Source organism: Dokdonia sp. Asnod1-B02 (assembly GCF_045063955.1).
Lineage (GTDB): Bacteria > Bacteroidota > Bacteroidia > Flavobacteriales > Flavobacteriaceae > Dokdonia.
On sequence record NZ_JBEFNW010000002.1, the window covers coordinates 1,786,810 to 1,811,952 of the forward strand.

Genomic DNA, 25,143 nt, shown 5'->3' on the forward strand with positions numbered 1-25,143 from the left:
TGCGTCATCATAATTTATTAGAAAGGTCCTAAGTGATTATATGAATTAATAATACTTGTAATAGTTACGCTTTCGCGAAAGCGTACTATACATAAAAAATAATCTGATGTATAGAAAAACAAAAGCCCCATACAACGTATAGGGCTTTAACCAAATAAACAAACCAATCAATCAATTATTCCATAATCATTTTTTAAGGGTTAATAGTATTCTTTCTGCGCACTAATGCAATAAACACTAGTCCAGCAATGAGTATGAAAACAAACGCCATAATAGGCGGAAATAGGCTAGCGCGATGTGCTGTTACTTCAGTAAAATTTTTACCATCTACTCGCAGTGATAAGGTGTGATTATTATCATCATTAAGTACAAAGTGTTTCTTATTAAACCCATCTTTAAGTAGGATTAATGCACTCTGGCTTTTGTGAATATCTATAAACGCTGTGTTTTCGATAACTGCACTTTGTATAGTGGTAGGCACTCCAATCACTTTAAAAACTACCTTAGTTTCATGCCCTAATTGTACAATGCCGTTTAATAGCAATACTTCTTTATTCTCGTCAAAACGTATGTGCAGGTTGTTCTTAATATGAGTAAGAACCATTTCTTTAAACTCCTCTGGAGTGGTGTAAGGCGTGTCTGAAAAATGCGTGTTTATTTCTTGCTGAAAAGCAGTGAGAGATGCACTCACTTGTAGCACCCATGTTTGATCTTCTTGCTGCACTAACATTGTAGTGGAAGCGTCTGATTGATGTGCAAGTGCTTTAAAAGAAAAACATAATATGCAGAGAACAATCAATAATGATTTTAGTTTCTTTCTAGTTTGCATAAGCTCCGTTTAAACAGTTAATAAAGTTATTTGCTCCAGCTGCATCTACATGGTAATGATATCCTCTCACATCATCCTCATGACCTCTACAAGCATCTAGGTCGCTAGGCTCGTTACCATCACTATCGAGTTGTGCATATAATCCATGTCCATCAAGTGCATAACCTATCATTGCAGCGTGTCCATCTTCTTGGGCTAGCTGGGTAGTAACTCCTGTAGCTGCATGATAGTGATAACCTGCGTTGAGATTGATATGCCCACCAGCATCATCAAATGGAGCTAGGGTATATGCTCCTAGTATGGCATCTGTAGGTGCAGGTGCGTCAAAAACTACTCCGTTAAAAGCTACACCTCGCTGTGATGGGCCGTTTCCTCCCATAGGACCTCCGCCACCAAAATTAATAGAGGTAGCAACTCGTTGAGGTGTTACAGGGATGAGGTATGTTCTAGTGAGGTCTGCCACATAAGAGGGTAAACATTCTACACAAAAATTCTCATATTCTTCTCCCACGTTTGGGTTTGCGGCATTTGCACAGTCTTCTAGTGAGTCTGTTGTATAAATATCACCGTTGTCGTCATACATAAGCCATGTAGTGTCATTGTAAAAGGAAGCCATATTCTCAATAAATGCTCCATCTACATCATATACTTGACCGTTTTCTAGCCAGATGCCTCCAGCCTCAGCATCATCTGCAATATTATCTGGACACCATGGGCCCATATTGTGATCTGCTGGTGTACTTGTCACAACAAGTTCATAGCAATCTGTAGTTACTCCGTTAGATAAAGTACACGGTACGGTGGTAATAGTAACAGAATTGTCACTAGTATAAAATAGTGATGCATCTACATCTATTACGACACCATTTGTATCTGTAGTTTCTCCTGTTTGAGTTGCATTATCGTCGCTTGAGCAAGAGTTGCATCCTATTAATATCATTGAGGATATAAATAATCCTATGAGTGGTAATTTTGAGAAGTATGACATATTTTTTTGATTTTATTGGTTGAGGTTTTTTTGAAGTTAGATGGGAGTGATGTTTGTTTTTTAAAAGCTCTGTGATTACTCGCAGAGCTTTTGGCTAATTAAAAACAATTCACTTTTTACATATTACTTTTTTTCCCTGCGTTGTGGTTTTGGTGCTTTTTTAAATTCTTTTTCAGAGATGAAACCATCTTCGTTTGTATCTACTTTATCAAAGTCATTTTTTAGTGGACCTTTGATTTCAGATTTTGCAAGTTTGCCATCTTCATTCTTATCCATTTGCTCCAATAGTTCAGCATACGTAGGTGGTTTTTTTCTATCGTTTCCTCGTTGTGCCTGTGCCATTGAAACACTTGCAAATGCTACACAAAATATAGCCGTTATTACCGCCGTTTTAAATTTCATAGTTTTCATATTTCTAGTTTTATGTTACATTTATTTGACATCAAATGTACTAGGTAGTTTAATGGTTACGAGTCACTTTAAGTGAATGGGTGCTAGTTTTCTGTGAATGGTATTGTTTAGCCTTTTTTTTATAATTTGATACTGTGTAAATGCCCTTATTCTAGCCTGTAATAGCTATTCATGAAGGTTTCTTTGGTTTGTTTGATGCGTTGTTTTCTTAGGTAAATAGGATAAAATAATTTTAAAAAAAAGCTGGGTAATGATTTCTCATTACCCAGCTTTCTATAAAAGTTTTGTTGCTCTTCACAAAGAGCATGTTTTAATAAGTTACTCGAGTTTTAACGTCTTTATATCAGTAATAAGTTGAGCAATGGATGATCTATTTAAACCGTTATATATTCCTCTTATGTGCTTATTACTATCAATAAGAAGAAAATTTTCTGTGTGTAGGAAATCGTCTATCGTTTTTTTTTCTCCTAAGTCATTTTCTACAAAATAGAAGTCTCTTCCTAGTGAGTATATATCCTTCTTATCTCCAGTAACGAGATGCCATTTATTATCTATAACACCATTGTCTTCGGCATACTTTTTTAAGACTTCGACAGTGTCTGAGGTAGGCATCACGGAGTGAGATAGCAATACAACGTTTGGGTCATCTTTAAATGCTTCTTGCACCTTATACATATTATCTGCCATTTGCGGGCAAATACCTGGACACACAGTAAAAAAGAAGTCCGTCACATAAATCTTATTATCGAATGTTTTTTGAGTGATAGTTTCCCCTAGCTGGTTAGTCAGCGCAAAGTCAGGAATTGTGTGAAAGTCTTTTTCCTCTTGTGATCGTGGCACAATCCAGTTAGGTGTAAATGACTTCTCATTATAATAGGGTAGATACTCTGTTCTACTAGTTTCTACTACTTTGACGTTTTCCTTCTTTACTTCTTGATTACAACTAGTAAAAGAGGTAAGTGCTAGAAGTACCAAGAGGCTCATTAGTTTATTTTGTGATAATAATTTCATCTTCTAATTTATAACAGGAGTTAGCTTTTCTCATTCCAAAAATTCGCCCATTACGAGCTTCATAATTCACGTATAATGTTCCGTTCTCAAGCCAGGCTTTTTGTAAACCGCTTTCTTGTCCATTGTCTAAGTTCCTTTGCTTTGCAAGCACGCCAGTAGCATACCATTCTCTTTCAACACCTTCCTTCACTCCTTTAGTGTAATTGGATTGTGAAGCCAAAACTCCATTTTCCCACCAGCTTTTATAAATACTATCTAGCCGATTGTTTTTATAGTAAGATTCAATACGTAGTGTACCATTTTCAGACCATTTTTGAGCTATTCCTTCTCGTTTACCTTGGATATATCCTATTTTCTCGGCAAGTGTATCGTTAGGATAAAACCTTAGTGAGTATCCAGAAAATAATTCGTTATTATAATACCAAGCACCTTCTAGCGGATTCAAAACCAGCTCTTTTTTTAATACCTCTATGTCGCTGATAGTTTTAGGTTTAACAGAATGTATAGCAATATCCATTTCCTGTAACGAATTGTCATTACAAGAAATTAATAGGATGCTTAGTATGATAATAAATGATCTAATAAACATGATTTAGTATCCTTGGTAAGGTCCAGCAAAAGCGATATATGAGCCAGTGTTAGAATATAATTCGTTAATAATGTGGTAGTGATATTCCTCATCTCCTTGTGTAAATTGTGTGGTAGTCGTGTGTCCTCCAGATGCATCTAGATCTATAGGATACGTTCCTGTAGCATCACATTTTCTACCATAAAGGAAAACACCGTCTAGCAATACACCTACAAGGTTATCATCATCATTTGTAAATGCTTTTGGTTCTAGGTGATAGTGATATACACCAGGCCCTATGTGAGCTCCTGTCCAGTCTAAACTTGCTGCAGCTTGATCTAGCGCACCGTTTCCTTCTTGATCATTAAATATTGATGCACCACTCACTGCAATACCAATAGTATTTAATTGCGTCATAACAGTGCTACCAGTTAGGTTAGGCGTACCATCTACAGTAATAGTTGTTGCATTATTATTACTAGTCATAATAGAAGGCGTCACGGCAACGTCTGGCTCTTCTCTATACAAGGAATTGCCTTCTCCCCAGTATACGGTCTCGTGGTTAGGTAAACCAGTAGTCTCAATCACTACGTTAGATCCATCAATATAAATGGTAGTTGCTTCTGTGTCAAATGCAGTGTATGCCTGGTGAAGCTCTGTAAGTGCAACTTCATCATCATTATTTGATGCTGTTGTCACATCTCCCTCATCACTACTACATGCGAGAATAGTAATTGCAGTAGTTGCTACAATTACGGATAGCGGGACGATTTTGTTCATTAGATTCTTTGTCATCACAAATGGAGTTTTAGCTGTTATCATTAAATCTGAATCTTAGAAAAATCATTACGTAAAATTCTTAAATTCAGTCTTTTGTTGAGTTAAATGTACGTCTTAAAGTGATTTTGATTTGCTATCATTCAGCGAACCACCTTAAGTTTTAAGTGAATGACCGTAATTGATAGTTGAGTGCCGATTCTAAGCACTCAAAAATGGCTTATATTGAGAACTGTTACTTAAGAATAGCTTTAATTTGCGGTATGAAAAGAGCGTCTTACATTCTAATACAGATTATATTTTGGGCCGTGGTTTGGTACCTTATGAGTCTTAATCAAAGAAATACTAGTCAGTTTATTCTTGATACAGTACCTACATTTCTATTTCAAATAGGTGCGATAATGTTTGCTACTTATTATCTAATACCACGTTTTCTTTTTACTAAGAAATACCTCTATTTTTTGGCAATCTCCGTTCCTTTATTATTAATTTTCGCCTATTTATCTTCTCTTTTTATTAATCCTATAAACCCTGAAGATATAAGGCCTATGGGTCCAAGAAGGCCTTCGCCAGTACTGTTACATTTTCTAGCAATCGCCCTGGCATTTATATTTAATATTCTTATTGAGACTTTTATTTACGTACAAGAAAAGGAAAAGATGATCGCTTTCGCGAAAGCGGAATTATTAGAAAATGAGCTTAAAATGCTTAAGATGCAGATCAATCCACATTTTCTATTTAATGCGCTTAATAATATTTATGCACTCTCTGTAACAAACTCAGATAAAACCCAAGAAAGTATAAGTACGCTTTCTGAAATGCTACGATATGTCATTTATGATTGTGAGCGGCCGAAGGTTACTTTACAGAAAGAGGTGGAGTATATTGAAAATTACATTGCTCTTTTTAAGTTGAAAAGCAGCAAACCTTTTAATATTTCGTTTGAAAATAATGTGACTAATGCTGGAATGCCTGTAGCTCCTATGTTATTTATACCTTACATCGAGAATGCTTTTAAACACAGTGGTATAGAAAAAGGAGAGGAGCGATTTATTAAAATAGCTCTTACTACAAGTGATAACCAGATTGAATTTATAGTAGAAAATAGTATTCCAGAAACGCCACAGCATATAGATGGAGTAGGAGGAATAGGATTGCAAAATGTAGAAAAACGATTAAACATCTATTACCCTGGGAAGCACTCCCTGCATATTGAGACAACTCCTAATTATAGTGTACACCTTAAAGTAACCGTGCAATGAAGAAAATGAGATGTATCATCGTAGACGATGAGGAACTAGCAAGAACACTACTCACGACTTACGTCGCTAAGGTTGCCCATATGGAGCTGCTGGATTCTTTTGAAAATCCATTACATGCATTATCATATCTCAAGGAAAATGAGGTAGACCTAGTGTTTATGGATATACAGATGCCAGAACTTAAAGGAACCGATTTTGCCGAACTTATCATAAACGACAATATAAAAGTAATATTTACTACTGCATACTCAGCATACGCTCTCAAAGGATTTGAGCTTAATGCCCTAGATTATCTAGCTAAACCCATCACTTTTAAACGTTTTCTAGCAGCGATAAACAAGTTTCCTGTGGTAAGCAAGGAAGCAGAGACTTCGCTAGTAATAAAGTCGGGTTATGACCTGTATAGAGTCCTTTTTCAAGATATTATATACATAGAAAGTGATAGTGAGTATGTAAACTATCACTTTGAAGATGGTAAGAAGATTATGGCAAACCAATCTTTGCGTAAATTATTAAATGAATTGCCTTCTCAATTTATAAGAGTGCATAGGTCATATATTGTAAATAAGAACAAAGTCACTAGTCTTAAAGGTAGGTCTCTAATGCTTTCTACTGCAGAGATTCCTGTAAGTGATAGTTATTTTGAAACAGTAAAGAATACTGTTTTTAATAAGTAATATCAAGGGCTATAAAACAAAAAGGGTCAACATAACAGCTGTTAAGTTGACCCTTTTTTGTAGTAGTTACGTTGGCTTCTTAAATAGCTAACTGCAATAACTCAAGTGGTAAATCTACCCCTTGATCTTTAATCGTGTTGATTCTATGTAGATAAGCTGCACCTTCTAATAAATGAGTAGCAACATCTGCAACTTTTCTGTTTTTAGCTTCGCTTAAATAAGAATTTTTTGTCCACTCATTAAATGCTCCCATTGCTGGGCCACACCATATTTGATAATCCATTACTCTGTCTGGAGTACCTGCATTTGCCCAGTTGGAAGACAGTCCTAAATACCATCTAAAAATTAAGGCCATTTTGCGCTTTGGATTTCCTTGCGCTTTTTCTATTTGCTCAGGATCTCTTTCTTGAAAGAAGCTCACACAACCATCCCAAACTTGTTCTAGTGACATTTTAAAAGTTTTAGTCTCCAGTTTAAGTCTTTCTTCTGCTGGTATATCATCAATCCCGTCATAGCGCGTGTAGACCTCATAAAGTTTCTTTGCTCTCGCACCAAACAAGGTTCCACGTTTCAATACTTGTAATTCTACACCTAGCTCAAACATATCTGACGCTGGAGCCATCGTGACATCTGTTGAGGCAACCTTAGAAAGTAATTCTTTTACAACATCAGAAGTTCCAGACTCTACACAAGCCTGATTAATCGATCCAGTTACTACATAAGCAGCTCCCATAGAAAAAGCGGCTAGGGCAGAAGCTGGTGTTCCTATTCCTCCTGCGGCGCCTACTCTAATTTGCTTTTTGTAGTTATATGTTGCCTGAATTTCATCTCGCAATTGTAAAATGATAGGAAACAACACCACCAAAGGTCTATTGTCTGTGTGCCCACCAGAATCTGCTTCTACCGTAATATCATCTGCCATCGGTACTTTTTGAGCGAGTTCGTATTGTTGCTGGGTGATTTTTCCAGCAGCCAATAACTTGTCTAAAAATCGAAGCGGAGCAGGAGACATAAAACGTTGCGCAACTTCCTTTCTTGACACTTTACCAATTACTTTATTGCCAATCACTATTTCGCCTTGAGCGTCAAGACTCAACCCTACCGCTCTATACTTTACAATTTGCTCAGATAAATTCATATAAGCCGAAGCTTCTACCACCTTTACACCATGCTCTATATATAAATTGACAGCGCCTTCTTCTAGCGCCTTTTCTATAGGACTGTGGATAAGGTTACATGCATAAGCTTGCGTAGGTAAAGCAGTCTGAATAGTAGCAATTGCCTCTTTAACACGAGCAGGAATCATCCCTGCAGCACCAAAAGAACCTATCATCTCGTTCTTTCCTAAAGCGATTACCATATCTGTAGAGGCAATCCCATTTGCCATAGCGCCTCCTTTATAAGCGTATTTTAACTGGTAATCTTCTTTAAACGAAGTGTCTCCAAAATCTTGAGCTGTGAATGCCGGGACGATTGCTTTTAAAAACAACCCCTTTCCTTCAGATTGGACTGTGCCAGTATTTGTAACGCCAGTGCGACCTGATAAATCCTCAACAATGTAACAAGGAGTGGCAGTGTTTTTCAATTTTTCAGACATTCCTTGGATGTCAAATGAAATCTCTCTCGGAGATCCTATCCATTTTAAGTCAATCATTTCTTATTTGTTATTTCAGCACTTTCGTGAAAATCTTAGATTTTTTGAAACGCTGTGTTTTTTTTATAAATTAATCATCGAATAAGCTTTCCCCAACCCTAAAGGGTGACTTATTCTTCACTTTTGATTTTTGCTCCCTTTAGGGCGGGGAAAGCAAAAATCATTGAATAAGCTTTCCCCAATCCTAAGGGGTGACTTATTCTTCACTTTTGATTTTTGCTCCTTTCAGGGCGGGGAAACAAAAATTCACCCAATAAGCTTTCCCCAACCCTAAAGGGTGACTTATTCATCATCTTTGATTTTTGCTCCCTTTAGGGAAGGTGAAACAAAAATTCATCGAATTAGCTTTCCTCAACCCAAAAGGGTGACTTACTCTTCATCTTTGATTTTTGCTCCCTTTAGGGCGGGGAAACAAAAAATCAGTGAATAAGCTTTCCCCAACCCTCAAGGGTGACTTATTCTTCACTTTTGATTTTTGCTCCCTTTAGGGCCGGGGATACAAAAATCGATTCCACGTTTTTTAGCTCCTCCTCTTTGAAGAGGAGGTTGGGAGGAGATGTTTTATGACCTACCCCTCTTGAATCCCTAGTGCCAAATCTGTCAATTGGTAAATTCTTGTTCCTTCATTCCAGAGGTATGCATTTGCAATTAATACCAGTGTATCTCCTCGTTTTTCGATGGTTTTAAAATGCACTTCTAGATGCATATTTTCTACATTCACTTTTATTTGTCCACGGTATTTCCATTCCGTTTTATTGTTCTCTACTTGCACAAAACGCGGATTTTTAAAATCCTTACCTAAATCTTGTTGTAACGCAAATAATTGCATCGCTTGTGAGATTGCTTCTACACCTAAAGACCCTGGCATTACTGGGTCAGAATAAAAATGACAGGTAAAGAACCAGTCGTAGGTATGAATTGCTTTAGAACAATGGATATATCCTTTACCAAATTCTCCTCCGTTTTTAACCACCAAACCGCTGTCTAATAGATCTAGTTGTTTTTCGGCTAAGCGGAAGGTATTTGTTTTATCATTTTCTTTATACAATTTCATTTTTGCATATAGAGAATCAAGCTTGATTTGGAAGTAATCTTTGGTTGTCAAGTTGTTTTGCACATACCAAGCTGCAACATCCTCTCCTTTATCGAGACCGACTTGCTGCGCTAAGGCTTCCTTAGGGAAGAATCCAAAAGAAGAAAACCCTTTATAAAACACGTGCCCGTCTACAGATACTTCAAAAAGGTATTTCTGAATCACAAAACCTCCTAATGAGGTAGAAGACGTTAAAGTCGATTTATTTGCGATTACTTTTCCTCTAAAATCTGTGCCGGTAGGCAAGTCAAACATTTCTCCATCACCATCTAGATTTCTAAAGTATAAATCCTTGTCTGGAAACTGTAGCGTACTTCCTAGATATGCACCTAATAATCCACAAGGTTGTAGTGCGATTTCCATCAATACTGCATATGGCATTGTCATCGAGGCATTTTGCTTGTAATACCAAGCATCTTGAGGTACATCGTATTCTGTCCAAATATTTGTTGGCTTTGAAAAATCAAAACGCTCTCCGTCAATTTTAATCACACGACTTACCACTTGTAAGTCGGTATTAGGTTGGCGCGATAATGATCTGTTATCATACACCGCATATTCTGGACCAAAACAATCTGCAAGTCTACCTAAAGCAAATGTTTCAATATCGTTCTCATTTAAAAGTACATTCTCGGTTATTTTCTTAGGTTGCTCTAAGTATTTTGGATTGTCTTTTTCTCTTAGTTGTAGTCCTAGATTTTCAAAATGAACGGTAATCACACCATCTACAATAATCTCCAAATCTCCTATTACATAAGGGTTAGGTAACAACCCGATGTCCTTTATGACTAAACGGTAGACTAGTTTTTTATCAGTAGGCGTTACCTCTTTTCTACACCTTACTTTCTGCGGAAGGTCATAAATAGGCTGAAAACGCGCATCTTTTTTAAGACGTTGTAACCCAAGCATTATCATAAAGAAACGCAATAAGTTACCGCCGCCTTCTGCTTGTAAAGAACCCGCTAGCACTTGGTCGTCTCTAAAATGACAAGGAAAATACCAATCGTCTGGACTCAGGTCTTTTTCTGCTATAATTTCTCCTAAACCATAAGCTCCTCCGTGTACATCTGCTTTGGTAATGCGATCTAGCATCAACATTTTTTCAGGCGCTAGTCTTATAGATTCATTTCTGCCATTTGGGAAATATGAAATATCATCAAAACATTTATGAGCATCTCCATTGATGAGATGTCTTAGATCTTCTATGTCAAAAGCAGTTTTCTTAGTGGTCAAAAAAGGAATGAATTTTTTCTTTTCTACCCCTGCCAGTGCTTTCTTTTCACTGTCTGTGTATACTACTCCGTTTCCTTTACTCAATTCTTCATCAGTAAAGAAACCAGCCACACCATTTGTCATTTTTAAGACCATACGATCTTCTACAAAACACTCGTAGCTAAAGAAAAACAGCAAGTTTCCACCATTTCTTACAAATGAATTGATAGATATATCGTAGCGTAATGTTTGTCCTTCAAAAGGTAAATCGTCTAGAAAAGTAAGCGTACAATCAAGAAGGCGGTACACATACTCTCCTTTATTTTCAAGATCAATTCCTAGATAAGAAATCAACATTAAATCACATTGCCCAGACTCTACAGAGACTGCCCAAGGAATTTGGGTGTCGGTTGCATAGCCAGAATTGTATGGGATATCATATTCGGTTTGCATTGTAGAAGGCTTGTATTCTCCTAACTTTGCATCAAGACCTGTTACTCTACTCACCAATAAATATGGATCCATAGGTAACATTACTCGCCTTTTATACTGATCAATCACATTGTATTCTGCTCCAAAAACATTACCTATTTTTCCTTCAGAAAATTCAATAAGATCTTCTTTGGTGAAAATGATGTTCTTATCTTTTAGATGATTTGGGTCATTGTAATCTTGTAATTTCAAACCATTTTCTCCGATTTTAGTCGCAGTTTTTGGCTGTTCTGTATCTATCATACTAGCTATTTTTTCTACTCTATGTGTTGTGGTGGTTGGTTTTACGCTTCCCGAAGTGAATTCGGGACTAGTTTCGCGAAAGCGTATACTTGCATCTCCAGTTGTTTCTAGAGAGGCTACTTTTTCTTTTCGTTTGATCGTGGTAAACTGTTGCCTCATCTCCTCAGAAAAGAGCACGTCATATACTGGCGTACCACCTGTTTTTACTTTTTTAGTGAAGCGTTTTTTAGTGGGTTCTTGGTTGTTATTAGGATATAGCAAGCTCAAATCAATGTCGATCCCGTTTGAGATTAATTGCGCTAGACACTCGTATAAAGACTGTATAGAACTCGTGCCTTTTTTATCAATCGCACAAGCGGCGTGATTGTTTTGATCTAGTGTATCTTTTATCCAGCCAGTACACGTGCTATTAGGACCAAGTTCTACAAACGTGCTAAATCCGTTGCTAGACATTTTTTTCGCGAAAGCGGGAAAATCAACAGTCTTATAGCACACCTTTGTCGAATTCTCTGCAATTTTGAGTGAATCCATAGGGATTTTCTCCCCTGTTAAGCTAGAGTAAAAATCAATTTCTGGCTTTTTTTCTAATGGGAAATTATGCATTTCGATCAATCCATCGTACTCTTTTTTACAGAACTCATTATGGATAATATTTTGAAAAGGCACTAATACCGATGGACAATTAAGCGCAGCAATCAATGCTTCGCACTGGCTTTTATCACCAGAAACGATTAATTCTTTTTCAGAGTTTACAAAAGTGATGGACACTTTATCAAAAGCTGAGATTTGTGCTGCTACTTTTTCTTTAGTTTCTAGTAAAATCCAACTTTGCCATCTTGCTTTTGCTTCTTCTGAGCTGATATTCCATTCTTCGGCTAAGAGTTCTAGATTACCAGAAAACTTGTTTTTAAAAATAGGGGAGTTGCGAAATACTTTTGTTCCCTCACCTGGATTCCAAATACCAAAGGAGTACCACATAGAGCTACATTCTCCCATAGAATAACCCATCGCAGCTTTGGGATGTACACCAAAATAAGTTGTTAAAATGTGAGTATACAAGGTTGAGTATAAAACCCCTGCAGACATCATAGAGATGGCATCTCCTTGAATGTTGGGCGAAGGCGTTGTACTGTCTTGCTTTTTGGGGAATAAATAGTCTAAGCCAAAGAAGTCTTTCAAATTGGGAATACGATTCTCAAAATCACTTAGCAGATTAGGAAAAAACTGAAATAAATCTTGCCCCAAGCCCTCATAAGTAGTTGCCGAACCTGGATATACAAATGCCAAATCTCCTTTTGTACCACTCGGGTTTGGGCTAAAGAAAGAACCGCTAGGTAGTTTTATATCTGTGTTTTCTGCAAAGGACTGCTCGAGCTTTTTATCAATAAAAACGATGTCTTGCGCTATCGTTTTTGTGGTTGACGCAATAAGAACAATACTGTAGGTTGCTTTTGTGGTTGCTGCTTTATCAAAACAAGCTTGTGCAACAAATGCTAAGTCATTAGTAAGTATGTCTTCATTAAGTTGTTGTAACTGTACCTTAAGTTCTGCTGGCGTATTTCCTTTTAAAACAAATAAATGCTTCTCCAAGAAATTGTCAATGTTGTGAGGTTTAGGCTGTGTGAACTCAGATAATTTGACACGAGAATGTTGACTCAAATTGACCAACGCTTGTCTAGGTTGTTCTGTTTCATTAACCCAAGGTCGTGATAGGCTAGGGAAGTAGTAATTACTGTTTTTGAAAACATCATTTTTCGCTGATTGCCAATTCGGAATTCCTGGAATAAATTGATGATATACACACAAGGCTGTTTTTACAATAGAAGCGAGTCCAGCTGCTGCAAACGTATGGCCAATGTTTGTTTTTACAGATCCTAAGGCAATTTTACTTGCGGGATTAATAGCTAATAGCTGTTCTTGTTCTAATTGGTTTTCGTGATCAAATCCAGAAGCTACAAGCTCTTGTAAGGCGATATTCTCAGTTGTGGCGATATCTCCTATAGCTTCAATTTTTGCAAAGACTGTATCGTTCTCATCAATGCGGTCACTTGCTTTCAATACAATCGCAGAGGCTCCTTCACCTATTAACCAGCCATAATCATCTACATTAAAAGATAAACTTGGTTGTTTATTTTGATTTAAACTAGTCACTAGATTACGCAACAATACCGCTTCCATACTTGCAGAAAACTCGACGGCTCCCACAATAACAGCATCTACTTCGCCTAGAGATAACATATTCTGCGCTACTTCTAAGGCTCTCGTTGTTCCGTTATCACCGTTTGTAATCGTAAATGAAGGCCCATTAAAATTCCATAAAGCAGAAATACGACTCGACATAATATTACCTACAAAACTAGTGTGCTGACTAGGCGTTTGTACATTGCCTATCTGGTATAATATATTGCGACACTCGGCAAGTAATGTTTCTTTCTGTGTTTCCTCTAGCGCAATACCCGCACTTTCCAGCGCTTTGTCTAATTGCCACTGACTGTCCCAACGCGCTAGATAATGATGTATCGCAAGTTCAGGATTCATAGCAATTAGTACGGCTACGTTTTCTCCTCTTTGCAAATTAGATTTTTGAATGGCTTGATCTGCAACTTTTAAAATAAGCGCTTGTTGCGGCTCCATCGTGCTGATCTCATTAGGCTGGATTTTATAGCGCATTAAATCCATATCAAAATCCTCTATAAAGTTTCCTTTGATAGGGTTTTGTGTATCTAATCCAAAAGTATTCAGCAGCTCTTCATTTTTCTCAAATCCCTTCCATCGAGTAGATGGCATTTTAGAGAAGTGTTGTTTCCCATTAAAAATGGATTGATAAAAAGTTTCTAGATTATCACAGTCTCCAAAATGAACCTCCATACTGGTAATGGCCATTTCTTTTAATGAGACATCCGTATGTGTGTTAGTTTCCTTTTTTTGATGACTCTCAACAACAAGGTGTGCATTAGTTCCTCCAAAACCAAAAGAATTGACTGCCGCTTGTTTATAATTTGTCTTCCATGCTAGCGGCTCTTCTATGATTTGATCTTGTGTAAACCAGCCATTTTCAGACTGGATCGCCGTTTCCATATTAATGCCAGGCGGAATGCTATTATGCTCCATAGAAAGCAATACCTTCATCAAGCTAGGCATTCCTGCCGCCGTAAGCATATGCCCCATATTTGACTTTACAGAACCTAAACGTACTTTTTCTGGATTGTCACCAAAGAAAGTTTCGAGCGAATTGATTTCTGTAACATCACCCAGCGGAGTACCCGTTGCGTGGCATTCTATGTAAGAAGTCTCCTCTTTTTTAATGGTGCCATTATACGCTCTTTCATAAGCGAGTGTTTGACCTTTTGGGTTCGGACTCAATAAGAATTTACCTGCGCCATCGTTTGATAATCCTATTCCAGAAATAACACCTATGATATTATCTCCATCTCGCTCTGCATCAGACAAACGTTTTAATAGAATCATTCCAGCCCCTTCAGAAGATACGAGTCCAGCAGAATCTTTATCTAGCGGCGAGTATTTTTTATCGTGTGCCGCATAGGCGTGAAAAATTGAAAACCCCATATGGATAAATAATTGATCAGACGAGCAAACAGCTCCTGCCAGCATCATATCTGCTTTACCTGTTAATAGCTCGTCACACGCCATCTTGATGGCATATAAAGAAGAAGCACACGCGGCATCTAGGTCAAAATTGGTTCCTTTTAAACCAATGGTATTCTTCACTAATTCCGAAACATCACCTTCAATAGGATTGTTTTCTGGAATCTGAAATTCCGTTGCTGGCATTTCAAAATCATCGACTTTCAACAAGGTTTTAATTCCTTTTTCAAGTGTTTTTGTATAGACAGGCGCAAGAATCTTGTGAGAAGACTTTGTGGGAAATGATAAGTTCCCAAAAATAACGCCGCAACGATCTAAGGCTTCCTCATTTTTCCAGTATCCTCCGTGTATCAACGCATCTTTTGTAACCTGTAATCCCCATTGGTACATCTGATCTAAACCGTCTAAATTCTCAGTACCAAAATCTGCGCTATTAAAACTATAATCACGTATATATCCACCACGTAAGGAATAACAACTATCTATAGTTCCTTTATCTTTTTTATAAAATAATTCTGGTTCCGCGCCAAAATCATCTTTTGTTGCCATACCGGTTAAGTCCTTTTTATCCATAAGGTTATTCCAAAACTCTTGAAGTGTTTTAGACCCTGGAAAAAGGGATGACATACCAATAATTGCTATTTTTTCTTTCATTATTTCTTGTTAGATGTGGCTTTTGTGGAGGCGCAATGCAATGCGCCTCTACAGTTTGCCTTTACCAAACTAATTCTCTTGAAACAGTTAATCCGGCACCTTCCGTAAACAAAATAACATCTTCGTTATCGTCATAAACGGTACAGTCTGCAATCATTTTAGTCTCCGTGTTTTCTTGAATTTTTATGTGTACGTAGTAACTTTTATTAGCTTGAATTTCTCCATACACCATGCCTTTCAAAGTCTGTAATGGCAGGCTATTAGCGCCATTATGATATTTTTGTACCCAAACCACCATTCCTTGATATTGAATATCTAAGAAGAATGCATTCAAACTCGTATTAGGGAACTGACCTTGATCTTCATAAGAAACCGCTGGAGCTTTACATTGTAATAATACCTGCGATTCATCCATCGCAATAACCTCCTCTATGCCTTGGTAAAATGCACCGTGGAATAACGAACCATCTTTATAAAAAGTAGCTCCGTCTATTTTATTCTCAACTAGTTTTGGTGTTTTGAATGTTGGGTTTTCAGTACGCTTTCGCGAAAGCGTAACTGTAGCTCTATAATGATTGAGTGGTAGTTTTGCTCCTTTACTGTAAACGCTTACCTCACAGACGATGGTGTCTGCTGTTTTTAATTGTTCTTTCACTTTCGTGAAATACACCTCTTTTTCAGTCCCGTCAAAAACAATCCCTTTGAAGAGTTTTACATCTTCTATGCTTGCCAGTTTATAATCTGGAAATAACTTTACACAAGAATCTGCCATCCAAGCCGTGGCATTCACCATAGGCAGAACAGGGCTTCCTTGAATTACGTGATGCTGTAAAAATGCATTCTCTTTGAGGCTCAAATTCCGTTGAATCGTATGCGTTTTTAGGTCTCCAGAAATATCTGAAATACCAGCTGGCAATGTACCGCCGATGATCACTTGAGGTTGGTTATGATACGCCCCATTTAATTCTTGAACAAAACGAGCTGCGCCTCCAGGATGATTTACTAAAGAAACACCAGCCTCTTCAAACATTTTTTGTAGTTCTGGACTCACCATCCCGCCTTCCCAAGCTCCCCAGTTAATTGCGGTCACCTTTGTGTTTGGATGGTTTGTACTGAACAAATGTGCGGCGGTACTTAATATTTCGTTTGCCATTGCATAATCAGACTGTCCTACGTTTCCGTAAAAACCAGCTACAGAGGAGAACATAATGAGATGTTTCAATTCATTGATATTAACCATTTTTAGAAGGTTTAATAAACCGTCCAATTTCACGGAAGTGACATTATCAAAAATTTCTTCTGTTTTATCTTGAATCAATTTATCTGCCAATCGACCAGCACCGTGTATGATGCCTGTGATTTTACCCCATTGCTTTTCAATCTTTAGTAATTCTGGCTTGATGGTTAAGTTTGTCACATCACCAGCTACATATACTGCATCTCCACCAGCTGCTTTGATCGTGGCAATGGTTTCTTCTATCTCTTTTTTGGCAACATATTTATTGAATAGACTATTTAATCCTTTAATCGAAACTTTCTCTCCGCTAGCTTTCAGATCCTGCATAATCGCGTTCTTAAGCTTGGCAGGATTATCTTCTTTTAATGCATAAGCTGGTAATTCAAAATCTAAAGAAGATCTTCCTAATAGGATAAATTTAGCTTTAAAAGCTGAGTTCATTTCCTTGATGCAGGTTGCCGTAACACCTCTACCACCACCAGCAACTAAGAAAACATCTTTATCTGTAACCGTTTGCTGGTAATCATCTGTAGTAGCAACTTCATTAGGTGTAACCTCATAGGTCATTCTGCCTTTTTCATTAATAGCTACATCTACATAACGCACATCTGCATCGTGTAATTCTAAAAATAGATGATCTGCAATTTCATTAGGTGATAGTTCTGGCTGAGCATCAATGGCTCTACAAAAAACAGGAGACCATTCTAAGTTCATACACTTAGTTAATCCTGATAATCCGCCTGCGATGATAGAAATATCTGAACGCTTATCCATCCCAAATTTTCCATCTAAACGAGAAACAGTCATAAAGGCTGTGCGCTGTGTTTTGCTCGTTGTATTTAATGGAGCTTGTAAATGCTTTGCCAATAAGAATGTGGCTTTTAATAAGGTGCGTTCTATCGCAAAATGTTGTGTGAAATTATGACCAGAAAAGGTGAAATGTGGGTGTAAATATATAAAAGCCCCAATTTCATTGTTGGTTAAGATGGTATCTACAGCGTTCTTAATATTTTGATCGTTTATTTCGGTAATCGAAATTCCATCTTTAATAGATGTATTCTTTTTAATTGCGTCAAATTGAAGTACAATCACTTGATGTCCTTCACTTTCTAACTTATTTTTTACAGCAAGTGTCAAAGGACCTCCTTCATCTGTGATGACAACAGGTTTTAAAGAAGGAATATCTTGTATGAAAACATCAACTCTAGGAATAAACTTTAAGCCAATTGATTTTCTTGGTACACTATGAAAATTAGTAGGTAAGGAGAATTCTTGTTGTACTGTATTTTCCTTACCTACTTTGTTGTTCTGATCTTGAGTTACGCTAGGCTCGGGCTTTTTTTTTTACTTGAAATACCAGCTTTTGCAGAGATGTAGTCCACAATTTCTTGTAAGGTTCTAAGCTCTGTTAAGTCGTTAGGATTGATGTCTGATAGCTTGTCAGATTGCTCTGTAATCGCTCCAAAAATCTCCACACGTTTAATAGAATCGATCCCTAGATCTGCTTCCATGTCCATGCTTAATTCTAACATCTCTGCAGGATACCCTGTTTTATCTGCGACTACGCTTAACATCAAGTCTAGCATTTCTGAATTACCTTCGCTAGGAGCTGCTGTCTCAACAATAGGAGTAGAGAATAAATCGGTACCAACTACTTCTGGAGAAGCTGTGACTGGTGTTTCAACTGTTGCAGCCGTTGTACTTATCCCTGCTTTTGCAGAGATATAATCTACAATTTCTTGTAATGTTCTAAGCTCAGTAAGATCGTTAGGGTTGATGTCTGATAGTTTATCTGACTGTTCTGTGATTGCTCCAAATATCTCGACACGTTTTATAGAATCGATCCCTAGATCTGCTTCCATATCCATGCTTAGTTCTAGCATCTCTGCAGGATATCCCGTTTTATCAGCTACAACGCTTAACATAAGGTCTAGCATTTCTGAGTTGCTAGAAGTTTTTGTTGTCGTTTGCGCTATTGGAGCAGCAACAGGAGCTGTAACTACTTCTTTTACCGTTTGTGTAATGGGAGTTGCCGTTGTACTTATTCCTGCTTTTGAAGAGATATAATCTACAATTTCTTGCAGTGTTCTAAGCTCTGTTAAGTCGTTAGGGTTTATGTCTGATAGTTTATCCGATTGCTCGGTAATCGCTCCAAAAATCTCCACACGTTTAATAGAATCGATCCCAAGATCAGCTTCCATATCCATGCTTAATTCTAACATCTCTGCAGGATACCCTGTTTTGTCTGCTACAACGCTTAACATAAGGTCTAGCATTTCTGAGTTTCCAGCGATTGGTGTCGCTTGTGCTACTGGGGCAGCAACAGGAGCTGCTACTACTTCCTTAACAGCAGGAGAAACTGGAGTTGACGTTGCATTTATTCCTGCTTTTGCAGAGATATAATCTACAATTTCTTGTAATGTTCTAAGCTCTGTTAAGTCGTTAGGGTTGATGTCTGATAGTTTATCAGATTGCTCTGTAATGGCTCCAAAAATCTCCACACGTTTAATAGAATCGATTCCTAGATCTGCTTCCATATCCATGCTTAGCTCTAACATTTCTGCAGGATACCCAGTTTTGTCTGCTACAACGCTTAGCATAAGGTCTAGCATTTCTGAGTTACCAGTAGCAGGAGCGGCAGTTTCTACTGCAGGTGCAGAAGCAGGGGGTGCTGCAGTGTTTACTACGGTAGGTTGTACAGCAGTAGGAGTCACAATCGGTTTTGTCACAGGAGCCTCAGGAGCTGGAGTATCAATAGATAGCGGAGCTGTAGGAGCTTCAAGGATATTTTCATCTGGGGCAAAGTTTCCAGATAATAAGTTTAGTAATTGTGCGGTTTGTTTATTTTGTTCCATCAAAATAGTTTGGAACATGTCTAATGTTTTAGATTGATTCTCTTTGATGCCTTCTATGGCACTTTTAATAACATCTACCATCATATCTTCTTCTGTTTCTTGGTCTGTAGGATCTTCTTCACTTGTGTATGTAGGAACTGCGTTTATCACTTCTGAGATAACTTCTATTTCCTTAATCTCTTCTTCAGTTTTAATAATATCTGTGGCGCCACTTACTTTAAACCCATTATTCAATACATCTTTATAGGCTTTTTGCGTTGCTGGACTCACATAGTTGTTTCCTGCAATTTTAACCGCCACTTTAGGCTGAATTACAGGCTTCTTTTCTTGACGTGCATTACGATCAATTGCATTTAATTTACACCCTAGTACTTGGAGTTGTATCGCTGCTTCTCTGATTTGTAAATCACTGTCTTTTGTTGCTTTTGCATTTGTAGTAACTACAAAATGCTCTTTGTCTGCCAGTATATCTTTTACAAGATTTGTAAGAATGGACTTAGGTCCAAACTCAACAAAAACTCTCGCTCCTGCAGCATACATATTTTCGACCTCGCTCTTAAAGTCAACTGAATTTAAAATATGCTGCCCTAGTATTTTCTTAATCTCACTTGGCTCAGTTGAATAAGAATTTCCAGTAGAATTTGAGTATACCGGAATGCTAGGACTAGTAAATTCTATAGTCTCTATACTTTTTTCAAATGGTTTTTGAGCATGTCCTACACAATCTGTGTGGAAGGCTGCAGAAACTGGTAATAAGATTGAGCGGTATTTTTTACTATCTAATAGTGCCTTAGCCTTAGTAATACCTTCTGTGGTGCCTCCTAATACTATTTGACTCGATGAGTTGATATTAGCAATAGAAACATCTAATATATCGGTAATCAAAGGTTCGATTTCTGAAGCCGAAGCTTTTACGGCTAGCATTGTACCAGCGTCACCACTTGTATTTTTACCTGCCATAGCATTTCCACGTGCGATAGCAAGCGTCATATAATCATCTTGACTTATAACTCCAGAAGCACAAAGAGCTGTGAGTTCACCAAAACTATGTCCAGCGACCATATCACTTATAAAACCGGCATCTTTGAATACATTATAATATCCTAAACTAATAGCTCCGATTGCGGGTTGTGCAAACTCAGTATTTGTAATATTTTTTTCTAAAATAGCTTTATCCTCTTCTGTAAATACAGGTTTTGGATATATTTTATTAGCTAAATCATATCCTTTTTTGGCATCAAAAGCTGCAATGGTTTGTTGTATCCTTTCAAAACTACTGGTAGCTTCTTTTGCCATGTTTGCATACTGCGAACCTTGACCTGAGAATAATGACGCAACTTTTGTAGTACTCGAGATTCCATTAGGTCTAAAGAATACGCCTCTAGGGTGAGACCAAGCATTCTTATTGCTTTCTAATTGTTTGATTGCAATTTCAAGTTTTGAAATACAATCAACGAGAGACTCGGCTACAAAACCTAAACGGGCTTCACTTTCCTTTGCTGTACCTTGTTTTGAATTTTCTTTTAAATTGTAGAATGCAGTGTTCGCTTCTTTGCTATTTAACGCAGTATGAGCATTTTTAAGATGCGTTAATAAGTCTTCTATATTTGCTCGTTTTATGTAAATACTATGAAAAGATTGATGTATTCTATCTGTAAAAGAAGTTTTCTTTTCATATTCTTCCATTGCAAAATGGACATTAACACCACCAAAGCCAAAAGCAGATAATCCCGCCCTGCGAGGTACTCCGTTTTTAAACCATGGTCTTGTTTCTGCATTTACATAAAAAGGAGAGTTTTCTATTCCAAATTTGTCATGCGGCTTTGTGACATTTATAGTGCCAGGTAAGACTTTATGATATAGTGCTAAGGCTGCTTTAATCATTCCGGCTGCGCCTGCAGCAGCTTTAGTATGTCCTACTTGTGATTTTACAGAACCTATCCCGATATTATTTTTTATTGCATTGTTTTTACCAAAAACCATTGACATAGACTCAAATTCGGCAGCATCACCAGCTCCGGTTGCAGTACCATGACCTTCTATGAGTCTTACGGTAGAGGCATCATAACCTGCCTCATCATAAGCGCGTTGCATGGCTAGCGCTTGTCCCTGAGGACGTGGTGCGTAAACCGATTTATAACGACCGTCACTAGAAGAACCAACACCAGTAAGTAAACCATAAATTCTATCTCCATCACGCTCTGCATCTTCTAATCTTTTTAAGACGAGCATACCTACACCTTCTCCAATCAACATACCGTCAGAATCGGTATCAAATGGACGAATACTTCCCTTACGAGAGAATGCTGGCGTTTTAGAAAAGGACATATACATAAAAGGAGAATTGTCTGTATCGACTCCTCCTGTTAACATCATATCACATCTTCCTTCTATTAACTCAGAAACAGCCATTTTTACAGCCGAAAGTGATGCGGCACAAGCAGCATCTACTACAGAGTTAATACCTCCTAGATCAAAACGATTTGTAATACGACCAGAAATAACATTTCCTAGCATACCTGGAAAAGAATTTTCATTCCATCCTATATATGCTTTCTTCATTTTATCTACAATATGAGGAATGTCTGTATCGCTTATTCCACTACTTCTCAAAGCAGTTTCCCAAATAGGGGCTTGCAATCTTGAAGTAAGTGGAGTAATCAATTTTTGTCCACCACCAACACCTAGAATTACTCCTGTTTTTTCTTTTAATAATGCTGTAAACTTTTCAGATTCTCTACCATAACCAGCGTCTTCAAAAGCATCTCTAGCTGCAATTAAGGCTAGTAGTTGAGAGGCATCTGTAACTTCCAAAATATTTGGAGGCAATCCAAATTCCATTGGATTGAAGTCTACATCAGGAATAAAACCACCTTTTTTACAGTAGGTTTTATCTGCAACCATTGGGTCTGCATCGTAATAATCTTCTATTTTCCAACGCGATGCAGGAACATCTACTATACTATCTTTCTGACTGATGATATTATTCCAAAACTGCTCTACGTTTATTGCATCTGCAAACATAGCAGATAAGCCAATAATTGCTACAGGCGTTTTTTTGAGTGAACTATTAATACTGTCCATATTTTTTTAGTCTATAATTAAATAAAGGTGCTTTTGCTTTTCAACTTCCAAAAGACCTTTGTCAGTACATAATCCTCTCAAGTAAGCAACCATGATACCTTCGGTAAGTCTAGCTTTAGAAAATTGTTCTGATGGAAAAACTTTGTTGTTATTACATAATTTTAAAAGAGTTTGAACTGTAGCCATTGTAACTTCTGGGTCCAAGTCTTTCCTGAATAACCCATCTTTTACACCCCATTTAGATAAATAGAGTAACTCTCGAAAAGCAAACTCTGCATTCTTTTTATAGGAGTCTTTTAATATGCTAGGGTAATATTTAAGTACCTCCTTATAAAAGTTTGCGTTGCTGTAATCTGCTCTTTTTAAAATCTGTTGTTGAATCATACCCATTGCTTCAATAGCAGAGCTAGAGGTATTAATGATATCGTCATTTTTAGTTCTAATTCCCGCAAGATATTGCTCTACACAAGCTTGCATTAAATCCGTTTTGTCTATAAAGTGATTATAGATAGTACGCTTCGAGGTACTCAACTCTTTACTGATATCTGCCATGGTAACAGACTTCACTCCATTTTTTAAATACAGTTGAGTTGTTATCTCTATGATATGTTCCCTGGTAATCATATTGTTTTCTTAAATTTGACCAAGTGGTACCGAAAAAGTATTAATTGGTACCACAAAAAAAGGAATTATAAATGAGACTAATTGGCATTTTATCATAAATGTTTTTCAACAATAATAAAATGGCAGAAATTTGGATCGTTAATTTTTCTATAAACAGTCAGCAATTCACTGATGAGGAATTATTAAAAAAATTACCTGAATCCACTGTTAATAGAGCATTAAGGTATTTGAAGAAAGAGAATTTCTTGAGTTTTGTGATTGGAAGATTACTATTGAAAAAAGCAATTTTAGAAAGTGAATATTCAAGTTTTTTAATAGAAAATATCACGTATTCTGATAATGGAAAACCAAGTTTTACTAATGTCAATTTTTCAATATCACATAGTAATGGGTACGTGGTTTTAATTTTTGGTACCGTTTTTCAGGTGGGCATCGATATTGAGAAGAGGAAGGATATAGATTTAAAATTATTTAAATACCTCTTCACGGATTCAGAGTGGAAAATTATTATGCAAGATAAAAGCCCACTAGATAGATTCTACTGGTATTGGGTTAGGAAGGAAGCTTTGCTTAAAACAGTAGATTGCTCGTTGAAGGAATTAGAGGGACTAGAAATATTTGAAGACTATGGTATTTATAAGGACCAACGATATTACTTTAAGCCCTTCGAATTTAATCCGGAATTTAATGGTGTCATAGCAATGGAGGAAGAGATGGATGTCAACGTTAAGTTTATCGAACTAGAAACGCTGTTAAAATAACGAACACCTTGAGCGGAGTAGGTATAGGCATTATCTTTTATAGACCATATAATTTCAGATGATAACAAGGCGGTGATTTAATCTTAGTTTGAGAATTATAATTAGATAATTTTTTCAAATTTATCCTATCTCATCATTAAGGACTATAGTCATAAACTAAGTGAAAAAGATGAGTCACCCATTCAGTTATTTAGGAAACTGTATGGGTGCAAATCTTTAAAATAGGGAAGTGGTAATTGCTTAGGTTCAATATCCAGAGCTCCCGTCTTTTACTTGATCAAATAAAGTAATCTATTTGAAAAATCCATCTTTATAAAGAAGGATACCTAATTGAAACGATGTTTTAGCTTTGTAGCTTTTTTTAAGCTTCATAATTAGTTTCTCAATGTGAGAGGTACTAGAAGGCGATTCATTGTTAGCAGTTAGTGTCTTAGAAATCTCTAAGTGGGTCATGCCTTTTGACATCATTTTTAAGATGTTCTTATCGGCATTGCTCAGTACGAAGTTCGTATTGCTCATTATGATAATATGTTAAGGGTTTGCAATAGCAAATGTATTCAAATCTAATTATAGAGTTGACTTTAAGAAATAATATTCGAGTTATTGATGTTTATTTGTTAATAAGCCTACAATCTACTAATAGATAGAACATGTTTTTTAAGCACTTATAATTGAGCGATCAATTTACAATTATTTATTTAAAATACTGTAAATCAGTGACTAAAGATGGTTGGGTGGGTGAGAAACGCTTTGTGGTAGCAATTGCTACCATACATTTTGCTGTTAAATGATATTAAACGAAACCATATAAAATAAAAAACTGCGCTAATCCTAGGATTAGCGCAGTTATGGTGCTTTTTGCAAAGCTTTTTGTGACCTCGACTGGATTCAAACCAGTAACCTCTTGAGCCGTAATCAAGTGCGCTATTCAGTTGCGCCACGAGGCCTAATTGAAAGAACAATTACTCGTTCGTTTCGGGGTGCAAATATACAACTGTTTGTTTCATTTAAACAAATAAAATCAATAAAAAATCATAATTATTTTTTAGTATTTTCCTATCAAACTTGAAGTCAAATAATTACACAAATAAAATTAATAATTAAG

General features: G+C 36.9%; 14 protein-coding genes and 1 tRNA gene. 3 read left to right on the forward strand and 12 right to left on the reverse strand.

What is annotated here, in order from left to right; all coding sequences use genetic code 11:
- Positions 1–193 precede the first annotated feature (193 nt).
- The 6 genes from ACJJVU_RS08225 to ACJJVU_RS08250 form a co-directional block, all read right to left on the reverse strand.
- On the reverse strand, positions 194–829 hold the full coding sequence (locus ACJJVU_RS08225) for a hypothetical protein (RefSeq protein WP_405224063.1): 636 nt from the start codon (positions 827–829) through the stop codon (positions 194–196).
- Positions 819–1,817 (reverse strand): YHYH protein, encoded by a 999-nt coding sequence (locus ACJJVU_RS08230; RefSeq protein WP_405224065.1) that lies wholly within the window; start codon positions 1,815–1,817, stop codon positions 819–821. Before ACJJVU_RS08230 ends, ACJJVU_RS08225 begins: the two co-directional genes overlap by 11 nt.
- Before the next feature lie 123 nt (positions 1,818–1,940).
- A complete protein-coding gene (locus tag ACJJVU_RS08235) occupies positions 1,941–2,228 on the reverse strand; it encodes an EF-hand domain-containing protein (RefSeq protein ID WP_298327654.1) in 288 nt (95 codons plus the stop codon).
- Positions 2,229–2,546: 318 nt separating this feature from the next.
- Complete coding sequence (locus ACJJVU_RS08240) at positions 2,547–3,239, reverse strand: SCO family protein (protein WP_405224067.1); 693 nt, start codon at positions 3,237–3,239, stop codon at positions 2,547–2,549.
- Positions 3,217–3,828, reverse strand: coding sequence for a toxin-antitoxin system YwqK family antitoxin (locus tag ACJJVU_RS08245; protein WP_405224069.1), 612 nt, complete (start codon positions 3,826–3,828; stop codon positions 3,217–3,219). The genes ACJJVU_RS08240 and ACJJVU_RS08245 overlap by 23 nt, the downstream gene beginning before the upstream one ends.
- A 3-nt stretch (positions 3,829–3,831) precedes the next feature.
- Positions 3,832–4,602 (reverse strand): YHYH protein, encoded by a 771-nt coding sequence (locus tag ACJJVU_RS08250; protein WP_379953249.1) that lies wholly within the window; start codon positions 4,600–4,602, stop codon positions 3,832–3,834.
- A 305-nt stretch (positions 4,603–4,907) separates the two neighbouring features.
- Here ACJJVU_RS08250 and ACJJVU_RS08255 point away from each other — a divergent pair, with 305 nt between their 5' ends.
- Positions 4,908–5,846: a sensor histidine kinase gene (locus ACJJVU_RS08255; RefSeq protein WP_405224072.1), complete on the forward strand. Its 939-nt coding sequence runs from the start codon at positions 4,908–4,910 to the stop codon at positions 5,844–5,846.
- Positions 5,843–6,523, forward strand: a complete 681-nt coding sequence (locus ACJJVU_RS08260; RefSeq protein ID WP_405224074.1) for a LytR/AlgR family response regulator transcription factor — start codon at positions 5,843–5,845, stop codon at positions 6,521–6,523. Before ACJJVU_RS08255 ends, ACJJVU_RS08260 begins: the two co-directional genes overlap by 4 nt.
- A 79-nt stretch (positions 6,524–6,602) precedes the next feature.
- Here the strand turns inward: ACJJVU_RS08260 and ACJJVU_RS08265 are convergent, their stop codons facing one another.
- The 5 genes from ACJJVU_RS08265 to ACJJVU_RS08285 all read right to left on the reverse strand — a co-directional run bounded on the left by ACJJVU_RS08265 (position 6,603) and on the right by ACJJVU_RS08285 (position 23,277).
- Complete coding sequence (locus ACJJVU_RS08265; RefSeq protein WP_405224077.1) at positions 6,603–8,177, reverse strand: PfaD family polyunsaturated fatty acid/polyketide biosynthesis protein; 1,575 nt, start codon at positions 8,175–8,177, stop codon at positions 6,603–6,605.
- A 568-nt stretch (positions 8,178–8,745) separates the two neighbouring features.
- Positions 8,746–15,477: a PfaB family protein gene (locus tag ACJJVU_RS08270; protein WP_405224080.1), complete on the reverse strand. Its 6,732-nt coding sequence runs from the start codon at positions 15,475–15,477 to the stop codon at positions 8,746–8,748.
- A gap of 61 nt (positions 15,478–15,538) precedes the next feature.
- Complete coding sequence (locus ACJJVU_RS08275; protein WP_405224083.1) at positions 15,539–17,851, reverse strand: SDR family NAD(P)-dependent oxidoreductase; 2,313 nt, start codon at positions 17,849–17,851, stop codon at positions 15,539–15,541.
- A 182-nt stretch (positions 17,852–18,033) separates the two neighbouring features.
- Positions 18,034–22,653: a beta-ketoacyl synthase N-terminal-like domain-containing protein gene (locus ACJJVU_RS08280; RefSeq protein ID WP_405224086.1), complete on the reverse strand. Its 4,620-nt coding sequence runs from the start codon at positions 22,651–22,653 to the stop codon at positions 18,034–18,036.
- A gap of 6 nt (positions 22,654–22,659) precedes the next feature.
- Positions 22,660–23,277, reverse strand: coding sequence for a TetR/AcrR family transcriptional regulator (locus tag ACJJVU_RS08285; protein WP_339849579.1), 618 nt, complete (start codon positions 23,275–23,277; stop codon positions 22,660–22,662).
- A gap of 119 nt (positions 23,278–23,396) precedes the next feature.
- Here ACJJVU_RS08285 and ACJJVU_RS08290 point away from each other — a divergent pair, with 119 nt between their 5' ends.
- The gene (locus ACJJVU_RS08290) at positions 23,397–24,038 is read left to right on the forward strand and encodes a 4'-phosphopantetheinyl transferase family protein (protein ID WP_405224090.1); all 642 of its coding nucleotides are present in this window, start codon (positions 23,397–23,399) and stop codon (positions 24,036–24,038) included.
- An 873-nt stretch (positions 24,039–24,911) separates the two neighbouring features.
- Here the strand turns inward: ACJJVU_RS08290 and ACJJVU_RS08295 are convergent.
- Positions 24,912–24,985, reverse strand: a tRNA-Arg gene (locus tag ACJJVU_RS08295).
- Positions 24,986–25,143: the final 158 nt, after the last annotated feature.